Source organism: Streptomyces sp. NPDC043878 (assembly GCF_056435735.1).
In genome coordinates, this window is the sequence record NZ_JBWKDW010000038.1 from 34,526 (window position 1) to 55,195 (window position 20,670).

Here is a 20,670-nt window from a genome sequence, read left to right on the forward strand (position 1 = left end):
GCTTGACGCGAGGGCGGGTGGGGGGGTGCAGGACACCTGCTCCCCCGCCCACACCGCCCGGGTCTCGGTGCCGGCCGCCGCGTGGTGGGGCCGGGCTGTGGGGGGCCCCCCCCCCCCCCCCACCCCCCTGGTTCTTCGGCACGGTGTCCCTGCTCTACGGCGTGCTGCCGGTGCTGTACGCCACGGCGCCGGAGCGCTACCAGCGGCCCGGGGCGGTCGGGGCGGCCGCGCTGCTCGCCCTGCTGGCCGCGGCCGTGGACGCCCGGCGGGAGGCCCGCGCGCGGACGTCGGCGCGGCGTGGCACGGTGGGCTCGGTGACCACGGCGCGGGGGCCGGGGCGCCGGGTGTGGCCGGCGGTCCTGGCGGGCCTGTCCGGCGTGGTCTGCCTGACCGCGAGCAGTTGGCCCGGCTCCCCGCACCTGGTGCTGGACGGCCGGGTCACGGTGACGAACTCCGCCTACCTGGCCGAGATGCGGCACACCGGGCGGGAGGCCGACCTGATCCGGGCCCGGCTGCCGGCCGGCGCCCCGGTGCTGTACCTGGCCTTCGGCGACACCACGTACTACGTCGACCACCCGGCCCGGTGCCGCTACCCGATCGCCACGTTCCTGCAGCGCAGCCGCTTCCTCCCGGACGTGGCCGGCCTCACGTCGTTCCGGGAGAACGCGGACTGCGTCGACCACGACCCCGCCCCCTACGCGGTCCTCGACCGGGCCTGGTTCCGGCCCGGAAAGGTCGACCCGCGGCTGTGGCGGCGCGTCACGGCGGTGTACGACTGCCCGCGTCCGTCGCCGGACGCGGGCAGCGCGGTCGTCCTGTGCGTCAGGCGGCAGGCCCCAGCGACTTCGTGACCTCGCGGGCCAGGGCCACCGAGTAGCTCTGGCCGCGGTCCTGCGGATAGATCTGCGCCATCGTCACGAGCTTGACGCGGCTCATCGGGGTGTCGTGGCCGGGGATCAGCGCGCGGTAGGCGGGCGTCACGACCGGCTGGGCGAACCCGGCCTTCGAGAAGTGCCAGTCCTTGATCCAGGACTCGTCGAAGTCCGGGTTGACGCGCCGCAGATACGGCAGGAACCGGGTCAGCAGCTCGGCCGGCTCCGTGGTGAACCGCCAGTCCTCCCGCTCCACGTAGTTGCCCACGTACAGCACGTGCCGGCCGCCGTACACGGACGGGTCGATCATCCTGGTGTGCTCGACCACCGCGAGGAACGGGAAGTCCGGCTCGTTGATGTTGAGCCAGTAGTACGGGATCACGCTGCGGTCCAGCTCCAGCACGAAGCAGGTCGCGCCCAGGTACTGGTTCTTCCACACGGCGTCGTCGGCGGGCAGCCCGGCGGCCCTGGCGAACGCCGGCTGCGGGGTGGTCACGATCAGCTGGTCGAACGTGTAGCGGGAACCGTCCGCGCAGGTCACCACCGCCGGCTCCGCGTCGCCGTCCTGCCGTATCGACTCGACCGCCTTGCCGAACTCCACCTTGCCGCCGTGCTCCTCGACGCCGTCCCGCAGCGCCGCGTACACCCGCTCGAACCCGCCGTCGACATAGCCGAGTTCGAAGGTACGGCAGTGGATGCGGGCCCACAGCCAGGCCATCGACACCTGCTCCGCGCGGTCGCCGAACTTGCCGCGCAGCAGCGGCTCCCAGATCGCGGCGGTCGCCTTCCGGCCGGCCCGGCGGCGCAGCCAGGCCAGCGCGGTCAGGTCGTTGTACCGCTCCCCGCCGCGCACCGCCTTCAGCAGGGCCGACGACCCGGCGAAGCGCACCGCGTCGACGGGGGAGAACTCCGGGAAGCGCAGCATGTCGAGGGGGGTGGTGAAGTCGATCAGCCGGCCGCCGCGGTAGATGCCGGTGGTCGGCCGGTGGAAGCGCAGCGCGTCACCGAGCCCGAGCTCCCCGATGAGGGCGATCATCGCCTTGTCGCTGCGGAAGATGTGGTGGTAGAAGCGCTCCAGCGGGACGCCGCCCACCTCCAGCGACGCGGCGAGGCCGCCGAGTTCGCCGGCCGCCTCCAGGACGGTTACCTGGTGGCCGGCGCGTACGGCGTCCCAGGCGGCGGTCAGGCCGGTGGCACCCGCGCCGATGATGCCGAGGTTCATGCGAAGCTCCACTTTCTGTTGAGCACGAACTGGAGCGCCAGGACCAGGGGCAGCGAGCCCGCCTTGACCAGGTCGGCGTCGATCCCCAGCGCGTCGGTGAAGGCGAGGAAGAGCAGGTTCGTCAGGGCGATCCCGGTCAGCCCGACGGCGTAGAAGCGCAGGAAGCGCGTGCGGAGCCGGTCGCGGCGCTCGAAGGTGAACCGGGCGTTCAGCAGGAAGTTGCTGCTGATGCCGAGGGTGGTGCTGAGGGCGTTGGCGAGTTGCTCGTTCATCCCGGTGAGGTTGTGCAGCAGCAGGAAGACGGCGAGGTCGAGTGCGACTCCGCTGCCGCCGATGAGGGTGTAGCGCAGGAGCTGGCGCAGAACGCGGGACCGGTCGGCGGGCTCGGCCGGGGCCGTCACGGTGGTCTCAGTCATCGGCCCCGGACCCCGGCCCGCCGACCACCTCACGCACCAGGTACAGCGGCCGTCCCTGGGCCTCGCGGTAGATGCGCCCGATGTAGGTGCCGATGACGCCGAGCGACAGCATCTGGGTGCCGCCGAGGAACAGCACGACGACCATCAGCATCGTCCAGCCGGAGACGGTGACCTCGGGCCGCAGGAACTTCATGGCGAGCGCGTAGACGATGCCGGCCAGGGACAGCACGAGCACCACGAAGCCCAGCCGGGTGATCATCTTCAGGGGGGCGGTGGAGAAGCTGGTCATGCCGTCGACCGCGAGCCGGGCCATCTTCCGCAGCGGGTACTTCGTCTCGCCGGCGAAGCGTTCGTCGCGGTCGAAGGACACCTCGGACTGGTGGTAGCCCATCGAGGCGACGATGCCGCGCACGAAGCGGCTGCGCTCGCGGTAACGGCACAGCTCGTCGGCGACCCGCCGGTCCAGGAGCCGGAAGTCCCCGGTGTCCAGTGGGATGTCGACCTCGGTGGAGGAGCGCAGGAGGCGGTAGTACAGGTGCGCGGTGGCCCGTTTGAAGGCGGTGTCCTGCCGGGAGCGCCGGCGGGCGTGCACGATCTCGGCGCCCCCGCGCCAGGCGTCGATCAGCTCCAGGCTGACCTGTGGCGGGTCCTGGAGATCGGTGTCCATGACGATCACCGCGTCGCCCGCGGCGAGGTCGAGGCCGGCGGTGATGGCGAGCTGGTGCCCGAAGTTGCGGGCGAGGTCGACCACGCGGACCCGCCGGTCGCCGGCCGCGAAGTCCTTCAGGAGGGCCAGTGAACCGTCCCTCGAACCGTCGTTGACGTAGATGAGTTCGAAGTCGAGCTCCGGCCGGCCGGCGAGGGCGGCGGTCAGCTCGGCGTGGAAGGCGGCGATGCCGTCCTGCTCGTCGTACACCGGCAGGACGTAGGAGATCAGCGGCCGCCGGGCGGGTTCGGGCGGTACGGACGCGAGCGTGACGGGGGCCGGGCCGGCGGCGGGCGGGCGTATGTCCTGCTGGGTCATATCCGCGCGCTCGCCGGTGTGGACGGGATGACGGGCGAAGCTGTTCGGCGCATTGGTGGAAGCTACGGAGGGTGTGTGAACCCCGCCCCAACACCCCGCGACCTGAAGCCGACTTCCCCGTTTCGCTTCGCCTCTTTGGTCCTCCTCTTACCTTTTGCGGATCTCCCTCACCGTTTGCTTACCGGCACCCGTTGCCTCCCGGCCGCCCGAGCCGCCCCACGTCCGCGCCCGGTCGGCTCAGCCGCGGACGGCCTTCCTCAGCGCGCGGGCCCGCCGTACCACCCGGCGCGCGGTGGGGCTGCGGGGCAGGAACGCCAGCCGCTCCGGGATGCCGCCGGGCAGCCCGAGCGAGGTGAGCCGCTTGCGCCTGACGTAGCGCTGGGTGCGCGGGCCGAGGTGCTGGGAGAGATAGCGTTCGGCGGCCGGGCGCCGGGCGGAGTGCATCTGCGGCTGCATGACGAACCCGACCGCTGTCACCAGGCCGTTCAGCGTGTCGGCCGGCACGGGCCTCTCGCCCGTGCGGTCCGCCAGGTCCGGCAGCACCGCGTCGGCCAGCACCAGCGGCATCCGGTTGCTGTTCTGGTACGGCGTCAGCCGGTCGAGCAGCGTCTCGGTGCCGACGCGGGCCACCGGCAGGTCGTAGAACGCGGACGCCGTGAACAGCGCGGTCGAGAAGCAGCCGACCACCAGTCCGGGACGGGCCCTCTCGAACAGCACCTCGGCGAGCACGGGCAGGTCCAGGACGGTGAGGTCCACCCCGAGCGCGGCGGCCTCGGCCTCCAGGACGCGGCTGTAGCGGGCCGGTGCGGTGGGATGCGGCTTGAAGACGATCGCGCGGTGCCCCCGCTCGACCGCGCCCCGCAGCATCCGTACGTGCAGGTCCTCCTCCTCCGCGGCGGACAGGATGTTCAGCGCGGACAGGTACTGACCGAGCAGCAGCGCCGGGTTGTCCGGCAGCACCGGCAACTCCGTGACGGACGCGCCGATCTCACCCATCACCTTCAGGAACGCCGGCGTCGGCACGAGGTGCGCGGGCACGTCGAACTCCGTCAGCAGCATCGGGGTGAGCCCCGGCACCAGGTCCAGGTGCAGCAGCCGGCGCACCCGGGTGCCGACCAGCGGGTCGAGCTTGTTGCGCGTGGGGCCGTAGCTCATCAGGCCGTCGGCGTAGACGTCGACGGGGGCGCCGGTGAACAGCTGGGCCACGGTCAGGGCCGGGGTGACCTGGATGGACTCCAGGACCAGCTCCACCCGGTCCTCGCCCAGCCCCCACAACAGCCGCAGATACCGCTCGAAGAGGGGGATGTCGTCGGGGCGCGGGACCCAGGCGCCGGGGTGGAAGGGGCGGATGGCCTCGTTCCACGACAGCACGTCGTCGAAGTGGTCGCGCAGCGGCTCGAAGCCAGGCATCTCGTCGACGGCCGGAGTGGTCTCCGGCGTCGCCGAGTTGTTGAACACCAGCAGCACCCGGCGGTCCGGCTCGGTGAGGAGGCCGGACTCGATCGCGGCGGCCAGCGTGGCGGCCCCGTACAGCGTGGAGGCGCAGAGGATCTGGGTGGTACGGGGCATCAGGCGGCCGCCTTGGCTGTGGTGATCCGGCGCCGCAGCCTTCGCAGCTTGGCGGAGCGGTTCAGGTCCATGGTGTCGAGCACGTCACCGAGGGCGTCCTGCGGCATGCGCTGTATGGCCGCCGCGCTCATGGTCCGCAGCTGCTTGGCGACGGCCGGTTCGAACTTGCTCTCGTCGGAGAGGTGGTGGGCGATGATCGCGCAGTACGTCCGCACCGCCTTCGGCAGCAGCCGCTCCGCGTCCTCGTCGGCCGCGGTCTCCTGGAGGACCTGGTCGAAGGCGCGGATGAAGTCGAGTTGGCGGACGTCACCGATCTGGGTGAGCGAGGAGGCGACCCCGCGCCGGTAGAACACCCCGAGCAGGTTCACCACGGCGAACGACTCCGCCTCGCGGTGGAGCCTCCAGATCCACGGCCGGTCCTCGGCCGTACGCAGTCCGTCGGTGAAGTGCAGGACCCCCTTGTCGAGGAGCCGGCGGTGGTAGGCGCCCGCCCAGGCGTAGGCGTAGTCCACCGAGGTGGTCCGGTCGGCGGGCAGGATCGCCCGGCGCGGGTTCAGCACCTCGCCCCGCAGGCCGACCGGGGCCCGGTGCACGGTCCGGGCGCGGGCGGTGGCCTGCACATGGTCGGTGCGCACGAAGTCGCAGCCCAACTCCTCTATCGCCGACACCAGTTCGGAGAGGTAGCCGGGGGCCAGCCAGTCGTCCCCGTCGAGGAACGTCAGGTAGTCGCCGCGTGCGACGTCCAGGCCGGTGTTGCGCGCGGTGGCGAGACCCCCGTTCTTCTCGTGGCGGACGAAACGCACCTGGGCGACCTCGGACAGTTCTTCGGCCGCGCGTTCGAGAATGTCCGGAGTTCCGTCCTTCGAGAAGTCGTCCACCAGGACGAATTCGAAGTCACTGCGGGCGTTGCGGCGAAGGCTTCTGAGGGTGTCCGGGGCGTATTGCTGGACGTTGTAGAACGGCACGATCACGGAAAGCTTTGGCACCTGCGAAACCCTAGGAGGTGCCTCGGCAGCGGAACTTTCCGGTGGGCGTACAGGGGGTGAACTCCATGTGTCGGATCGGTGCACCACGTGTACTTTCCGGTCTCCGGCGGGCCAGTTCGGCTCTCCGTGGTTTGTTGTTAACTTTTCGTTGATTCCCGGTTGGGCCATACCTCGGAATTGCTTTCTAGCGTCGTCCTCGTGCCTGCAAGTACAACGAAGCCCCCGCGAATCGCCGTCCTCGCGGACTCGGACACCCGGTGGAAATGGGGTGCGCTGACCGCGGACCGCATTGCCCCGGGCCCGACCATGGAAGCCGGATCGCGCGAGGACGCGCAAGCCGGTCCCGCGCTGAGCGGATTCCTGCTGCGCGGCCGGTCCACGCCCACGGCCCGCCAGCTGGAGGAGGTGGGCGTCCGCGCCGACTCCCTGCGGGAGGTCACCGGCGTGGAGTTCCTGCGCGCCATGGCGGAGGAGCCGTACGACATCGTCGTGCTCGCCCTCGTCGGCGGCGGTGTGCAGGCGATGCTGCACGGCCTGAAGCGGGTCTGGGAGGGCCGGGCGAAGCGCCCCGTCGTCGTCACCGGCTATGTCGGCGTCGTCTACGAGAAACTCGCCGACGGCCTCCTGCTGCGGCACGGCGCGGACCTGGTCCTCGCCAACTCCCGCCAGGACGCCGACCGGTTCCGGGCGGTCTACGACGGGGTGGGCGCCGACCCCTCGGCGGTCACCGAGGTCGCGCTGCCGTTCCTCGGCGGCGCCCCCTACACCGGCGAACACGACCCGTACACCGTGGTCTTCGCCGCCCAGCCGTCCGTCCCGGACACCCGCAAGGACCGCACCTACCTGCTGAACCGGCTGGTGAGGCACGCGCGGCTGCACCCCGAGCGCGAGGTGCTGCTGAAGCTGCGCTCCCGGCCCGGCGAGCACACCACCCACATCGAGGAACTGCCCTACCAGAAGCTGGCGCAGCGGATGGACCTGCCGGCCAACTTCCGTCTCGTGTACGGGCACATGGGCGAGGTGCTGGACCGCACCGACCTGCTGGTGACGGTCAGCTCCACGGCCGCGCTGGAGGCCCTGCACCGCCGTATCCCCACCGTCGTACTGACCGACTTCGGGGTCCGCGAGACGCACGGCAACCACCACTTCATCGGATCCGGCTGCCTCGCCTCCTGGGACCAGCTCGACGACGGGCACCGGCCGGCGCCCGACGAGGAGTGGGTGGCGCGGCAGGGGGTCGCGGCCGACGGCCCGTACGAGAAGGCGTTCGGCGCGGCCCGCGAGCGCATCACCAAGCTCCTCGGCCGGCCCGGCGGCCTGCCGCCCCTGACCCCGTACTACACACCGGCGACCGCACCCGGCTATCTGCCGGCCATCCTCGCCCGCCACCACCTCGGCCCGGACGGCACCCCGCTGCCCGGCGCGCCCGCCGCCGACAAGGACCCCGGACCGGTCCGGCAGATCGTGCGCCGGGCGGCGCGCGGCGCCTACCGGCACGGCGTGCAGCGGGTCGCCCCGGTGATCCGGCGGATGGGGGAGCTGTGAGTTCCCGGACGACCTCCCAAGGAGTACAGCCCATGTCCAACCCGCAGGCGGGCCAGGGCGCTTCGGTGCGCCGGGTGCTCGCGGTGATCCCCGCGCGCGGCGGCTCCAAGGGCGTGCCCGCGAAGAACCTCGCCCCGGTCGGGGGCGTACCGCTGGTGGCCCGCGCCGTCCGCGAGTGCCGCGCGACCCGGCTGGTGACGGACGTCGTGGTGTCCACCGACGACCAGGCCATCGCGGCGGCAGCGCGCGCCGCCGGCGCCGAGGTGGTGCTGCGGCCGGCCGCCATCGCCGGGGACACGGCGACCTCCGAGGCCGCGGTCCTGCACGCGATGGACGCCCATGAGGCCCTGCACGGGGCGGCCGTCGACGCGGTCCTCCTGGTGCAGTGCACCAGCCCCTTCATCGTCCGCGAGGACGTCGAGGGAGTCGCCGCCGCGGTCGTCGAGAACGGCGCCGACACCGCGGTGACCGTGGCACCCTTCCACGGGTTCATCTGGCGGGACGCCGAGGACGGCCAGGACGACCTCGGCGGCGGACACGGCGTCAACCACGACAAGTCCTTCCGCCCGCGCCGCCAGGACCGCCCCCAGGACCTCCTGGAGACCGGCGCCGCCTACGCGATGGACGCGGCCGGCTTCCGCGAGCACCGGCACCGCTTCTTCGGCCGCACCGAACTGGTGCGCACCGACCCCGCCCGCGTGCTGGAGATCGACGACCCGCACGAACTGGCGCGGGCGCGGGCGCTGGCCCCCCTGTTCGACGCGAACCGCCCCGGTTCGCTGCCGACCGCCGCCGACATCGACGCGGTCGTACTGGACTTCGACGGCACCCAGACCGACGACCGGGTGCTGATCGACGCCGATGGAAAGGAGTTCGTCTCCGTGCACCGCGGAGACGGCCTCGGCATCGCGGCCCTGCGCGACAGCGGCCTGGACATGCTGATCCTGTCCACGGAGCAGAACCCGGTCGTCGCCGCCCGGGCCCGGAAGCTCAGAATCCCGGTCCTGCACGGCATCGACCGGAAGGACCTCGCCCTCAAGCAGTGGTGCGAGGAGCAGGGCATCGCGCCCGAGCGCGTGCTCTACGTCGGCAACGACGTCAACGACCTCCCGTGCTTCGCCCTCGTGGGCTGGCCCGTGGCGGTCGCGAGCGCCCACGACGTCGTGCGCGGCGCCGCACGCGCGGTCACCACCGTGCCCGGTGGCGACGGCGCGATCCGAGAGATCGCCAGCTGGATCCTCGGCCCCTCTCTCGACTCCCTCGACAAGTAAGGAACCTCTCCACCATGAGCACCAACTCCCGTCTGCGCACCTTCGGTTCGAAGACCGCCGGCCCCGGCCGGCCCGTCTACGTCGTCGGCGAGATCGGCATCAACCACAACGGGGAGCTGGAGAACGCCTTCAAGCTGATCGACGCCGCCGCCGAGGCCGGCTGCGACGCGGTCAAGTTCCAGAAGCGCACCCCGGAGATCTGCACCCCGCGCGACCAGTGGGACATCGAGCGCGACACCCCCTGGGGCCGCATGACCTACATCGACTACCGCCACCGCGTGGAGTTCGGCGAGGACGAGTACCGCCAGATCGACGAGTACGCCAAGAGCAAGAACATCGACTGGTTCGCCTCCCCGTGGGACACCGAGGCCGTCGCCTTCCTGGAGAAGTTCGACGTCCCCGCCCACAAGGTCGCCTCCGCCTCCCTGACCGACGACGAGCTGCTGCGCGCCCTGCGCGGCACCGGCCGCACCGTCATCCTCTCCACCGGCATGTCCACCCCGAAGCAGATCCGCCACGCGGTCGAGGTCCTGGGCAGCGACAACATCCTGCTCTGCCACGCCACCTCCACCTACCCGGCGAAGGCCGAGGAGCTCAACCTGCGGGTCATCAACACCCTCCAGGCCGAGTACCCCAACGTCCCGATCGGCTACTCCGGCCACGAGACCGGCCTGCAGACCACGCTCGCCGCGGTCGCCCTCGGCGCCACCTTCGTCGAGCGCCACATCACCCTCGACCGCGCCATGTGGGGCTCCGACCAGGCCGCCTCCGTCGAGCCGGGCGGCCTCACCCGCCTGGTCCGCGACATCCGCACCATCGAGGCCTCCCTCGGCGACGGCGTCAAGAAGGTCTACGACTCCGAGCTCGGCCCGATGAAGAAGCTGCGCCGCGTCAGCGGTGTCGTCGCCGAGGCGGAGATCGCCGCGGCCGCGGGCGAGCCGGTCTCGGTCTGACCCCTGCCGGACCCACCACCCGAATACCCTGCACGCCTTACGACGGGACGGTCGTACGTCGATGAGCCCCCGCGCCGGTTCCACCGGCCCCCACACTCTCGCCTTCGTGGAGAGTCCGGTACAGCTTCTCAACGTGCTGGAGTGGGCGCACGAACACGCGCCCGGCGCGGGGTTCACGCTCGTGGTCCTGTCCCCGATCGACCCGATGACCCGGGGCCAGCTGCGCCGCATGGCCGAGCTGGCCCGCGAGGAGGGCCACCAGGTCCGCTGGGAGGAGGCGCGGGGCGGTCCGGCCGCGCCGTTCCAGACGATCGGCGGCCTGTCGGGGATGCTCCGCAGGGCCGACCGGATCGTCCTGGGCGACCCGTTCTCCCGGTACGTGCAGCTGCTGCTGACCATCACCCGCGCCCGTGACCTGGTCGTCGTCGACGACGGCACCGCCACCATGGAGTTCGTCGCCCAGCTCGCCCGGGGGGAACGGCTGGTGCGCTGGCACCGCAAGGGCGGCCGCAGAGGGGCACGGGACGTGGTGTTCGCACCGGTGTCCGCCGCGGCCCGGCGCCGGCTGACACCGGGCGGCGGAAGGCGGGTGGAGATCTTCTCCTCCATGCCGATGGAGGAGACCCCCGACGGCGTGACGGTGACGGCGAACACCTTCGCCTGGACCCGGCACCGCTTCGGCCCGCCCCGGATCACCAAGAGCGCCGACATGGTCGGTACGTCCCTGGTGGAGACCGGTGTGGTCGACGCCGACCGCTACCTCGAAGCGGTGACCACCCTGGCCAAGGCACACGGGACGACCCGCTACTTCGCGCACCGGCGCGAGAGCACGGAGAAGCTCCACCGGCTGGCGGTGGAGACGGGTCTGGAGATCGTCCGCCCGGACCTCCCGCTGGAGCTGATCGCCCGCCGCGGACCCATCGGCCGGACGATCCTGAGCTTCCCCTCGACCGTGGTCCACACCCTGCCGCTGGCCCTGGCGGGCACCGAGGTACGGGTCGCGGTGTGCGACATCGACCCCGGCTGGCTGACGGAGAACGCCTCACCCCGGGCCCAGGGCTTCCTGTCCGGAGTCACGGACACGGCCCGTGACGTGCACCGGCTGTCCGCGGTGAGCGCGGTGAAGGTGGTCAAGGTGGTGTAGCGGGGCGGCGCCCGCTGTGGCTACTCCGGCTTGCGGGCCAGCAGGAAGGCGCGGGGGCGTTTCGCGTCCGCGGGGGGTTCGAGGCGTACGCGGGCCAGGACGTCCAGCCCCGCCCCCGTGAGGAGACCGGCCACCGTCTCGGGGGTGCGCCAGTAGTAGTCGAGCGAGATCTCCCGGCCGAAGCGCTCCGCTAGGTGCATACGGTCGTCCTCGTCGGCGGTCTGGAAGCACAGCAGTACATGACCGCCGGGGACCAGCACGCGGTGGAACTCCGCGAACACCGCGGGCAGGTGCTCGTCGGGCACATGGATGATCGAGTAGAGGGCGAGGACACCGCCGAGCGTCTCGTCCGGCAGGTCCAGGCCCGTCATCGAACCGACGTGGAACCGCAGACCCGGGTGCGCCTGCCGGGCCAGGGCCACCATGACGGGCGACACGTCCACCCCGAAGACCGGCACCCCGAGGGCGTCGAGCCGCGCGGTGACGTGTCCGGGGCCGCTGCCGACGTCGGCGACGGGCGCGGGGCCGGCCGCTCGCACCAGTTCGGCGAAGGCGGTGACCAGGGCCCGGTCCACCGGCCGGTCGCCCAGCCCGTCGGGGAAGGCCTCGGCGTAGGCCGGGGCTATCGCGTCGTAGGAGGCGCGGGTGGCGCGGACGAAGTCGGGGGTGCCGGCCCCGGCCCGGTGTTCTTCTCGGGTCTCGGAGTTCCGGGCGTCGGCGTTTCGGGTTTCGGTGCTCACCCTGCGGCACCCTAGCGGCGCGGCCGGGTCGCCGGCCGGGTGTTCGACGGGCCCGTACGGAGGCTTCACCGGGCGGGTGCGGGGGGTTCGCCGGAGCGGGGGGCGGGGTTTCCCACGGGTCCTACGGGTCCTACGGGTCCCACGGGGCCTACGGGTCCCACGGGGCCTACGGGTCCCACGGGTCCGGTGGGCCGGGCATAAACGGGCGTCCGAAGCGGTTCCGACAGATGAACACATCGGCGTGGTTCGCGCGGGACGTGGTATGGGTGGAGGAGTGTGGATGGTTTCACGCTCCACCCGAAGGCGGGCGAGTGTACCCATCCCGACCGGTACCTATGCGTCGGGCCGACAGATTTTCTTCCCCTAACGGGTTGCACTTTTGTTGATCGCGGGTCAGTTGGCCACCCCGGCGTCCTACCCTTCAGAGGGTGAAGCAACTGATGTCCCAAGAGACCGAGGCCGATCTTCCCGGGGAAGCCGTGCTTCCCGGCACACTGAGCGAACCGCTCCGTGCCGAGCTCGTCGCGTTCCGGCGCGACCTGCACATGCACCCCGAACTCGGCAACCAGGAGTTCCGCACCACCGCGGCGATCAAAGCGCGGCTCGAGAAGGCCGGCCTGCGGCCCCGCGTACTGGCCGCCGGGACCGGGCTCGTCTGTGACATCGGTGACGTGGACGCCGGGCGGCCCGTGCTCGCCCTGCGCGCCGACATCGACGGCCTGCCCATCCCGGACACCAAGAGTGACTGCCCGTACCGCTCGACCGTGCCGGACCGCGCGCACGCCTGCGGACACGACGTGCACACCACCGTGGTGCTGGGCGCCGGCCTCGTGCTGGCCGGCCTGCACAGCCTGGGTCTGCTGCCCCGGCCGGTGCGGCTGGTCTTCCAGCCCGCGGAGGAGGTGTTGCCCGGCGGCGCCGCCGACGCCATCGAGGACGGGGTCCTCGCCGGGGTGGGGCGGATGATCGCCGTGCACTGCGACCCCCGGGTGGACGCCGGACGCATCGGGCTCCGGGAGGGCGCGATCACCTCGGCCTGCGACCGGCTGGAGGTGGCCCTCGACGGGCCCGGCGGCCACACCGCCCGGCCGCACCTGACGACCGACCTGGTGACCGCGGCCGCCCGCGTGGCCGTCGACGTGCCCGCGCTCATCGGCCGGCGCGTGGACACCCGGCACGGACTCGCCGTGACCTGGGGACGGATCGAGTCGGGACACGCGCCGAACGTGATCCCGCAGCACGCCGAGCTGTCCGGGACCGTGCGCTGCCTGGACATCGACGCCTGGCGCGAGGCGCCCGACGTGGTCGTGGCGGCCATCGACGAGGTCGCGAACCTGCACGGGGCCAAGTCCGAGATCAACTACATCCGCGGAGTCCCGCCGGTGGTCAACGACCCGGCGGTCACCGAACTCCTGCGGGACGCCATGACCGCGCGACGAGGTGCCGCGTCGGTCGAGGGCACCGAGCAGAGCCTCGGCGGCGAGGACTTCTCCTGGTACCTGGAGCAGGTACCCGGCGCCATGGCCCGCCTCGGCGTCCGCCCTCCCGGCGAACGCACCGTGCGCGACCTCCACCAGGGCGACTTCGACGCCGACGAGTCGGCGATCACGGTGGGAGTGGAACTCTTCACGGCGGCGGCGCTGCTGGACGCGGCCGAGCGATGACCGACCGGCCCTCTCGGAGGGCCGGTCCACCGTCCGGCGCAACACACTTGTAAGCCATTCGTGCGCTGTTCGCAATCAGCGGGATGGCGGGGGAAGGGGACGAGTTCAGACGCCGTTTGCCTCGAATCGATAACGGCTTATGAAGAGGTCTTTTTCTGACATCTACGCGCGTTACGATGCCGCGAAGCCGACGCCGACGGGGCGTCCCGGCTCGGGCACTGGCATGGTGCTCACATCAGCGCCGACATGGCGCTCAGGTCAGGTGAAGGAGCCTTCCCGTGCGCCGGGTAGCCAAGCTTTCTGCTGCGTGTCTCGCATCCGCAGCCCTCGCACTGACTGCCACAGCCTGTGGCAGTACCTCCTCCGACAGCGACAGCTCGTCGTCCGCCTCCGCCGGTAGCGGCAAGGGAGTCAAGATCGGCCTCGCCTTCGACGTGGGCGGCCGCGGCGACCGGTCCTTCAACGACTCGGCCGCGCGCGGAGCCGACAAGGCCAAGGCCGAGTTCGGCGGCTCCATCAAGGAGCTGACCGCCAAGACCTCCGACACCGAGGCCGACCGCGAGCAGCGCCTGACGGACCTGGCCGACGCCGGCTACAACCCGATCGTGGGTGTGGGTTTCTCCTACGCCGCGTCGATGGCCAAGGTCGCCGCGAAGTTCCCGAAGACGAACTTCGGCATCGTCGACTCGGTGGTGGACGTCAAGAACGTCGACAGCATCACCTTCACCGAGGAGCAGGGCTCGTACCTGGCCGGTGTCGCCGCCGCCCTCAAGACCAAGAAGAACCACGTCGGCTTCATCGGCGGTGTCGACACTCCGCTGATCAAGAAGTTCGAGGCGGGCTACGTCCAGGGCGTCAAGGACACGAACCCGAAGGTCAAGGTCGACGTCCAGTACCTGACCCACGGCAGTGACCTCTCCGGCTTCTCCAGCCCCGACAAGGGCTCGGAAGCGGCGCAGGGCATGCTCGACAAGGGTGCCGACGTCATCTACACGGCGGCGGGTTCCTCCGGCAACGGCGCGATCGAAGCCGTCAGCGGCGTCAAGGGCGCCTGGGCCATCGGCGTGGACTCCGACCAGTACAACATCCCGGGTCTGGCCAAGTACAAGAACTCGATCCTGACCTCGATGGTCAAGAACGTCGACACCGGCGTGTACGACTTCATCAAGTCGGTGCACGAGGGCAAGCCGCTGACGGGCACCAACAACTACTCGCTCGCCAAGAACGGCGTCTCGCTGGCCACCAGTGGTGGCTTCATCGACGACATCCAGTCCAAGCTGGACGCGGCCAAGAAGAAGATCATCGACGGCGACATCAAGGTCAACACCACCCCGTGACCTGATGGGTCCCGTCGGACCCGGCTCGGCGAGGGGCCGCCCAGCAGCCCTTCGCCGAGCCATAACAATGTGTCAACTCTACGCGTGTAGCGCGGAGTTGCCGCGCTAGCGTCGCCGACGCCTGCCCTCCCCTACGCAGCCCCTTTCCCCCAGGAGAGTGCGCCATCAACGCGTCCAGCCCTCCCGCTGCCGTCGAACTGCGCGGCATCACCAAACGCTTCCCCGGCGTCGTCGCCAACCGCGACATCGACATCACCGTCGCCGCGGGCACCGTCCACGCCCTGTGCGGCGAGAACGGTGCCGGCAAGTCCACCCTGATGAAGATCCTCTACGGCATGCAGCAGCCGGACGAGGGCACCATCACGGTGAACGGCGAGACGGTCACCTTCAGCAACCCCGCCGACGCCATCGCCCGCGGCATCGGCATGGTGCACCAGCACTTCATGCTCGCCGACAACCTCACCGTCCTCGAGAACGTCGTCCTCGGTGCGGAGAAGCTCCACGGCATCGGAGCCAAGGCGCGTACGAAGGTGAAGGAGATCTCCGACGCGTACGGGCTGAACGTCCGGCCCGACGTCCTCATGGAGGAACTCGGCGTCGCCGACCGCCAGCGGGTGGAGATCCTCAAGGTCCTCTACCGCGGGGCCAAGACCCTCATTCTCGACGAGCCCACCGCCGTCCTCGTGCCGCAGGAGGTCGACGCCCTCTTCGACAACCTCCGCGAGCTGAAGGCCGAGGGCCTCACCGTCATCTTCATCTCCCACAAGCTGGGCGAAGTGCTGTCCGTGGCCGACGAGATCACCGTCATCCGGCGCGGCACCACCGTCGGTACGGTCGAGCCGAGGACCACCACCGCCAAGCAGCTCGCCGAGCTGATGGTCGGCAGCGAACTGCCCACGCCGGAGACCGAGGAGTCCACCGTCACGGACGTCCCGCTGCTGGAGCTGGACGGGCTGCACCTGACCCAGGTGGACCTCGACGGCGTCGAGCGGATCATCCTCGACGAGATCTCCTTCACCATCCACAAGGGTGAGGTCCTCGGCATCGCCGGCGTGGAGGGCAACGGCCAGTCCGAGCTGGTCGAGGCGATCATGGGCATCCGCGATCCCGACGCCGGCGTCATCACGCTGGACGGCGCGGACATCTCGCACGCCCCCACCCGTCGCCGCCGGGAGGCCGGTGTCGGCTACATCCCCGAGGACCGCCACCGCCACGGCCTGCTCCTCGAGGCGCCGCTGTGGGAGAACCGCATCCTGGGCCACGTCACCGAGCGGCCCAACTCGCGCGGCGTGCTGCTCGACATCAAGGCGGCCCGCGCCGACACCGAGCGCATCGTCGGGGCGTACGACGTCCGCACTCCCGGCATCGAGGTGACGGCCGCGTCGCTGTCCGGCGGCAACCAGCAGAAGCTGATCGTCGGCCGGGAGATGAGCCACCGCCCCAAGCTCCTCATCGCCGCTCACCCCACCCGCGGCGTCGATGTCGGTGCGCAGGCCGCGATCTGGGACCACATCCGCGAGGCCCGCCGCGAGGGTCTGGCCGTGCTGCTGATCTCGGCCGACCTGGACGAGCTCATCGGGCTCTCGGACACCCTGCGGGTGATGTACCGCGGCCGCCTGGTCGCCGACGCCGACCCCGCCACGATCACCCCCGAGGAGCTCGGTTCCGCCATGACGGGCGCGGCCACCGGCCACCTGGAGCACACAGAGGACGACGACCGATGAACAAGCTCACCTCCCGGATCGACAAGGAGCGGCTGCTCCTCGGGATCGCGGCGCCGCTGCTCGCCCTCGTCGCCGCGATCGTCGTCACCACCCTGGTGATCCTCGCCACCGGCAAGAACCCGGGCGCGGCCTTCAGCGACATGCTGACCTACGGCTCCGCCAGCGACAGCCAGGTCTACATCCTGAACAAGGCGACGACCTACTACCTGGCGGGCGTCGCGGTGGCCATCGGCTTCCGCATGAACCTGTTCAACATCGGCGTGGACGGCCAGTACCGGCTCGGCGCGTTCTTCGCGGCGGTGCTGGGCGGCGCGCTGACCCTGCCGGGCTTCCTCTCGATCCCGCTGATGATCCTCTGCGCGATGGGCGTGGGCGCCCTCTGGGCCGGTATCGCCGGTGTCCTCAAGGTGACCCGCGGCGTCAGCGAGGTCATCTCGACGATCATGCTGAACTCCATCGCGACCGCGATCATCGCCTACCTCCTGCAGCCCGGCAAGCTCGCCGAACTGCAGAGCGGCGGCACGGTCGTGTCGACCAAGCCACTGCCGCAGGACTCGTGGTTCTTCTCGTTCGACACGGGCGCGGCCGGGGTGCTCTGGGGCTTCGTCGTGATCGCCGTGATCGTCGGCGTGGCCTACTGGTTCGTGCTCGGCCGCACCCGCTTCGGGTTCGACCTGCGCACTGTCGGCCAGTCCGAGACGGCTGCCGCGGCGAGTGGCGTCAGCGTCAAGCGCATGATCGCCACCAGCATGCTCATCTCAGGTGCCGTGGCCGGTCTGATCGGCATGCCGACCCTCCTCAACGACAGCCACCAGTTCAGCAACGACTTCCCGTCGGGCATCGGTTTCACCGGCATCGCCATCGCGCTGCTGGGCCGCAACAACCCGGTCGGCATCGCGCTCGGCGCCCTTCTGTGGGGCTTCCTGGAGCGCACCACCAACCACCTGGAGTTCCAGGGGTACGACAAGGAAATCCTGGGCGTCATCCAGGGCGTCATCGTCCTGTGTGTCGTCATCGCCTACGAGCTCGTACGCCGGTACGGCCTCAAACGCCAGCAGCAGCGGGTCGGTGCCGAGCTCGCCGCCCAGGCCGCCGCCCCGACCCAGAAGCAGGAGGTGGCGTGATGACTGCCACGATGACCGACGCGCCGCCCCCCGCGGCGCCCAAGGCGGACACCGCGGGCAAGCGCTCGGGCCGGTCCCTCGGCCAGATCCTCATGATCATCGCGGGTGCGCTGCTGCTCGTGGCCGCGGTTCGCGTCATCACCGGCGCCAACCAGCTCACCTCCGCGGGACAGGTCGGAGCCGCGCTGGGCCTCGCCGTGCCCATCGGTCTCGCCGGCCTCGCGGGCCTGTGGTCCGAGCGGGCCGGTGTGGTCAACATCGGCCTCGAAGGCATGATGATCCTCGGCACCTTCGGCGCCGGCTGGATCGGCTGGCAGTCCAGCCCCTGGCTCGGCCTGCTGTGCGGTGTCGGCTTCGGCGTCCTCGGCGGCCTGGTGCACGCGGTCGCGACCATCACCTTCGGCGTGGACCACATCGTCTCCGGCGTCGCGATCAACCTGCTCGCCCTGGGCACCACCCAGTACCTCGCCAAGTTGTTCTTCTCGGACGGCAAAGCGGCGGAGGCGGGCGGCAACCCCAAGCAGTCCCCGCCCGTCGACTCCCTCGGCCACATCACCGTGCCCGGACTCTCGGACGCCCTCCAGTCGATCGAGAAGCACCACTGGTTCCTCGTCTCCGACCTCGCGGGCATCCTCGGCGGCCTGGTCACCGACGTGTCCGTGGTGACGATCCTCGCCGTGGTCCTGTTCGTCGCGAGCTGGTGGCTGCTGTGGCGCACCGCGTTCGGTCTGCGGCTGCGTTCCTGCGGTGAGAACCCGGTCGCCGCGGAGTCGCTCGGTGTCAACGTCTACCGGTACAAGTACGCGGCCGTGGCTGTCTCCGGCGGCCTCGCCGGACTCGGCGGCGCCTTCCTCGCGCTGGTCACCTCGCACATCTACCTGGAGGGCCAGACCGGCGGGCGTGGCTACATCGGCCTCGCCGCCATGATCTTCGGTAACTGGCGGCCCGGCGGACTGGCGATGGGCGCCGGACTGTTCGGCTACTCGGACGCTCTGCAACTGCGCAACGGCGGTGAGACCGTGCACGCACTGCTGCTCCTGCTGGTCGTCCTGCTCGCGGTGCTCGGCGGCTGGAAGCTGTACCGCAAGGCGCACTGGCAGGCCGGCATCAGCCTCTTCGTGGGCGGGCTCGTCCTTCTGTGGTACCTCTTCACGAACGAGGTACCGAGCGACTTCGTCGGCGCCACCCCCTACGTCGTCACCCTGCTCGTGCTGTCGCTGTCGGCGCAGCGCCTCAGGATGCCCAAGGCGGACGGCATGCGCTACCGCAAGGGGCAAGGCAAGTGACGCCCCCGCCGGCCGTCGACTGGGACGCGTTGCGGGAGGTGGCCCGGGAGGCCATGGGGCGTGCGTACGCGCCCTACTCGGGTTACCCCGTCGGGGTCGCGGCCCTGGTCGACGACGGGCGCACCGTCTCCGGCTGCAACGTCGAGAACGCGTCGTACGGGCTCGGGCTGTGCGCCGAGTGCGGGCTCGTCTCGGAGCTCCAGCGCAGCGGGGGCGGCCGGCTGACGCACTTCACCTGCGTCGACGGCAAGGGCGCCATCCTCGTGCCGTGCGGCCGCTGCCGGCAGCTGCTCTACGAGTTCGGCGGTCCCGGCCTGCTGCTGGACACGCCGGCGGGCATCCTGCCGCTGGCGGAGATGTTGCCGCAGGCCTTCGGGCCCGGGCACCTCACCAGGTAACTCCCTTGCGGCCCCTCCGCACCACCGGAGGGGCCGCACGGTTTCTGAACGTTCGGAAGGAAAGCCATGGCCATGGACGCCATCTCCGTCATCCGCGCCAAGCGGGACCGCGGTGAGCTCAGCGACGAGCAGATCGACTGGGTCATCGACGCGTACACCCGGGGAGAGGTCGCCGACGAGCAGATGTCCGCGCTCGCGATGGCCATCCTGCTCAACGGCATGAACCGCCGCGAGATCGCCCGCTGGACGGCCGCGATGATCGCCTCCGGCGAGCGGATGGACTTCTCGGCGCTGTCCCGGCCCACCGCCGACAAGCACTCCACGGGCGGCGTCGGCGACAAGATCACCCTGCCGCTGGCGCCGCTGGTCGCCGCCTGCGGAGCGGCCGTCCCGCAGCTGTCGGGCCGCGGGCTCGGCCACACCGGCGGCACGCTCGACAAGCTGGAGTCGATCCCCGGCTGGCGCGCGCTGCTGTCCAACGAGGAGATGCTGCACGTCCTGGACACCACGGGCGCGGTGATCTGCGCGGCGGGCGACGGTCTGGCCCCCGCCGACAAGAAGCTCTACGCGCTGCGCGATGTGACCGGCACGGTCGAGGCGATCCCGCTGATCGCCTCCTCGATCATGTCGAAGAAGATCGCCGAGGGCACCGGCTCCCTGGTCCTCGACGTCAAGGTCGGCACCGGCGCCTTCATGAAGACCATCGAGGACGCGCGCGAGCTGGCCTCGACGATGGTGGGCCTGGGCACCGACCACGGGGTGCGGACGGTCGCCCTGCTCACCGACATGTCGACCCCGCTCGGCCTCACCGCCGGCAACGCGCTGGAGGTCCGCGAGTCGGTGGAGGTCCTGGCCGGCGGCGGCCCCGCCGACGTGGTGGAACTGACGATCGCCCTGGCCCGCGAGATGCTCGACGCGGCCGGCGTGAAGGACGCCGACCCGGCGAAGGCCCTGGCCGACGGCTCGGCGATGGACGTCTGGCGCCGCATGATCGCGGCCCAGGGCGGCGACCCCGACGCGGCCCTGCCCACCTCGAAGGAACAGCACGTCATCAAGGCGCCGTCGTCCGGCGTCCTGACCCGGCTGGACGCCTACGGCGTCGGCGTCGCCGCCTGGCGTCTGGGCGCCGGACGCGCCCGCAAGGAGGACCCGGTGCAGGCGGGCGCCGGCGTCGAACTGCACGCCAAGCCGGGCGACGCGGTGACCGCGGGCCAGCCCCTGCTGACCCTGCACACCGACACCCCCGAGCGCTTCGCGTACGCGCTGGAGGCGGTCGAGGGCGCGTACGACATCGGTTCGGCGGACGCCGGTTTCACCGCGTCACCGGTCGTGCTGGAACGTATCGCCTGACCAGGGGCTCTGTCGTTCGGACGGACGGGACCGGTGGTGGATCGC

The 20,670-nt window shown here is 71.1% G+C and carries 18 protein-coding genes; 12 read left to right on the forward strand and 6 right to left on the reverse strand.

Features of this window, described 5'->3' with window-relative positions:
• Positions 1 to 143 precede the first annotated feature (143 nt).
• The gene (locus tag AC07AZ_RS35440) at positions 144 to 851 is read left to right on the forward strand and encodes a hypothetical protein (protein ID WP_478854863.1); all 708 of its coding nucleotides are present in this window, start codon (positions 144 to 146) and stop codon (positions 849 to 851) included.
• Here AC07AZ_RS35440 and AC07AZ_RS35445 read toward each other — a convergent pair.
• The 5 genes from AC07AZ_RS35445 to AC07AZ_RS35465 form a co-directional block, all read right to left on the reverse strand.
• Entirely contained in the window at positions 823 to 2,094 is a 1,272-nt protein-coding gene (locus tag AC07AZ_RS35445; RefSeq protein ID WP_478854864.1) for an NAD(P)/FAD-dependent oxidoreductase, read from the reverse strand. The genes AC07AZ_RS35440 and AC07AZ_RS35445 overlap by 29 nt on opposite strands.
• The gene (locus AC07AZ_RS35450) at positions 2,091 to 2,510 is read right to left on the reverse strand and encodes a GtrA family protein (RefSeq protein ID WP_478854865.1); all 420 of its coding nucleotides are present in this window, start codon (positions 2,508 to 2,510) and stop codon (positions 2,091 to 2,093) included. Before AC07AZ_RS35450 ends, AC07AZ_RS35445 begins: the two co-directional genes overlap by 4 nt.
• Positions 2,503 to 3,534, reverse strand: coding sequence for a glycosyltransferase family 2 protein (locus tag AC07AZ_RS35455; RefSeq protein ID WP_478854866.1), 1,032 nt, complete (start codon positions 3,532 to 3,534; stop codon positions 2,503 to 2,505). The genes AC07AZ_RS35450 and AC07AZ_RS35455 overlap by 8 nt, the downstream gene beginning before the upstream one ends.
• A gap of 237 nt (positions 3,535 to 3,771) precedes the next feature.
• Positions 3,772 to 5,103, reverse strand: a complete 1,332-nt coding sequence (locus AC07AZ_RS35460) for a polysialyltransferase family glycosyltransferase (RefSeq protein ID WP_478854867.1) — start codon at positions 5,101 to 5,103, stop codon at positions 3,772 to 3,774.
• Entirely contained in the window at positions 5,103 to 6,089 is a 987-nt protein-coding gene (locus AC07AZ_RS35465) for a glycosyltransferase family 2 protein (protein ID WP_478854868.1), read from the reverse strand. Before AC07AZ_RS35465 ends, AC07AZ_RS35460 begins: the two co-directional genes overlap by 1 nt.
• Positions 6,090 to 6,287: 198 nt before the next feature.
• Between AC07AZ_RS35465 and AC07AZ_RS35470 the strand changes: the two genes are divergently transcribed.
• From AC07AZ_RS35470 to AC07AZ_RS35485, 4 genes are all read left to right on the forward strand, one after another.
• On the forward strand, positions 6,288 to 7,634 hold the full coding sequence (locus tag AC07AZ_RS35470; protein WP_478854869.1) for a DUF6716 putative glycosyltransferase: 1,347 nt from the start codon (positions 6,288 to 6,290) through the stop codon (positions 7,632 to 7,634).
• Positions 7,635 to 7,666: 32 nt separating this feature from the next.
• Positions 7,667 to 8,905 (forward strand): cytidylyltransferase domain-containing protein, encoded by a 1,239-nt coding sequence (locus tag AC07AZ_RS35475; protein WP_478854870.1) that lies wholly within the window; start codon positions 7,667 to 7,669, stop codon positions 8,903 to 8,905.
• Positions 8,906 to 8,919: 14 nt separating this feature from the next.
• Positions 8,920 to 9,858 carry an N-acetylneuraminate synthase family protein gene (locus AC07AZ_RS35480; RefSeq protein WP_478854871.1) on the forward strand — a complete coding sequence of 313 codons (939 nt, stop codon included), beginning with the start codon at positions 8,920 to 8,922 and terminating at the stop codon, positions 9,856 to 9,858.
• Positions 9,859 to 9,919: 61 nt separating this feature from the next.
• The gene (locus AC07AZ_RS35485; RefSeq protein ID WP_478854872.1) at positions 9,920 to 11,002 is read left to right on the forward strand and encodes a hypothetical protein; all 1,083 of its coding nucleotides are present in this window, start codon (positions 9,920 to 9,922) and stop codon (positions 11,000 to 11,002) included.
• Positions 11,003 to 11,022: 20 nt separating this feature from the next.
• Here the strand turns inward: AC07AZ_RS35485 and AC07AZ_RS35490 are convergent, their stop codons facing one another.
• Positions 11,023 to 11,628: a class I SAM-dependent DNA methyltransferase gene (locus tag AC07AZ_RS35490; protein ID WP_478854888.1), complete on the reverse strand. Its 606-nt coding sequence runs from the start codon at positions 11,626 to 11,628 to the stop codon at positions 11,023 to 11,025.
• A gap of 554 nt (positions 11,629 to 12,182) precedes the next feature.
• Between AC07AZ_RS35490 and AC07AZ_RS35495 the strand changes: the two genes are divergently transcribed.
• From AC07AZ_RS35495 to AC07AZ_RS35525, 7 genes are all read left to right on the forward strand, one after another.
• On the forward strand, positions 12,183 to 13,406 hold the full coding sequence (locus AC07AZ_RS35495) for an amidohydrolase (protein WP_478854873.1): 1,224 nt from the start codon (positions 12,183 to 12,185) through the stop codon (positions 13,404 to 13,406).
• 278 nt (positions 13,407 to 13,684) lie between these two features.
• Positions 13,685 to 14,743 carry a BMP family lipoprotein gene (locus AC07AZ_RS35500; RefSeq protein WP_478854874.1) on the forward strand — a complete coding sequence of 353 codons (1,059 nt, stop codon included), beginning with the start codon at positions 13,685 to 13,687 and terminating at the stop codon, positions 14,741 to 14,743.
• A gap of 197 nt (positions 14,744 to 14,940) precedes the next feature.
• Positions 14,941 to 16,467 (forward strand): ABC transporter ATP-binding protein, encoded by a 1,527-nt coding sequence (locus AC07AZ_RS35505; protein ID WP_478854889.1) that lies wholly within the window; start codon positions 14,941 to 14,943, stop codon positions 16,465 to 16,467.
• Positions 16,464 to 17,591, forward strand: coding sequence for an ABC transporter permease (locus tag AC07AZ_RS35510; RefSeq protein WP_478854875.1), 1,128 nt, complete (start codon positions 16,464 to 16,466; stop codon positions 17,589 to 17,591). Before AC07AZ_RS35505 ends, AC07AZ_RS35510 begins: the two co-directional genes overlap by 4 nt.
• A complete protein-coding gene (locus AC07AZ_RS35515; protein WP_478854876.1) occupies positions 17,591 to 18,877 on the forward strand; it encodes an ABC transporter permease in 1,287 nt (428 codons plus the stop codon). Before AC07AZ_RS35510 ends, AC07AZ_RS35515 begins: the two co-directional genes overlap by 1 nt.
• The gene (locus tag AC07AZ_RS35520; protein ID WP_478854877.1) at positions 18,874 to 19,275 is read left to right on the forward strand and encodes a cytidine deaminase; all 402 of its coding nucleotides are present in this window, start codon (positions 18,874 to 18,876) and stop codon (positions 19,273 to 19,275) included. Before AC07AZ_RS35515 ends, AC07AZ_RS35520 begins: the two co-directional genes overlap by 4 nt.
• Positions 19,276 to 19,341: 66 nt before the next feature.
• Positions 19,342 to 20,625: a thymidine phosphorylase gene (locus AC07AZ_RS35525; RefSeq protein ID WP_478854878.1), complete on the forward strand. Its 1,284-nt coding sequence runs from the start codon at positions 19,342 to 19,344 to the stop codon at positions 20,623 to 20,625.
• The last annotated feature ends 45 nt before the right edge of the window (positions 20,626 to 20,670 follow it).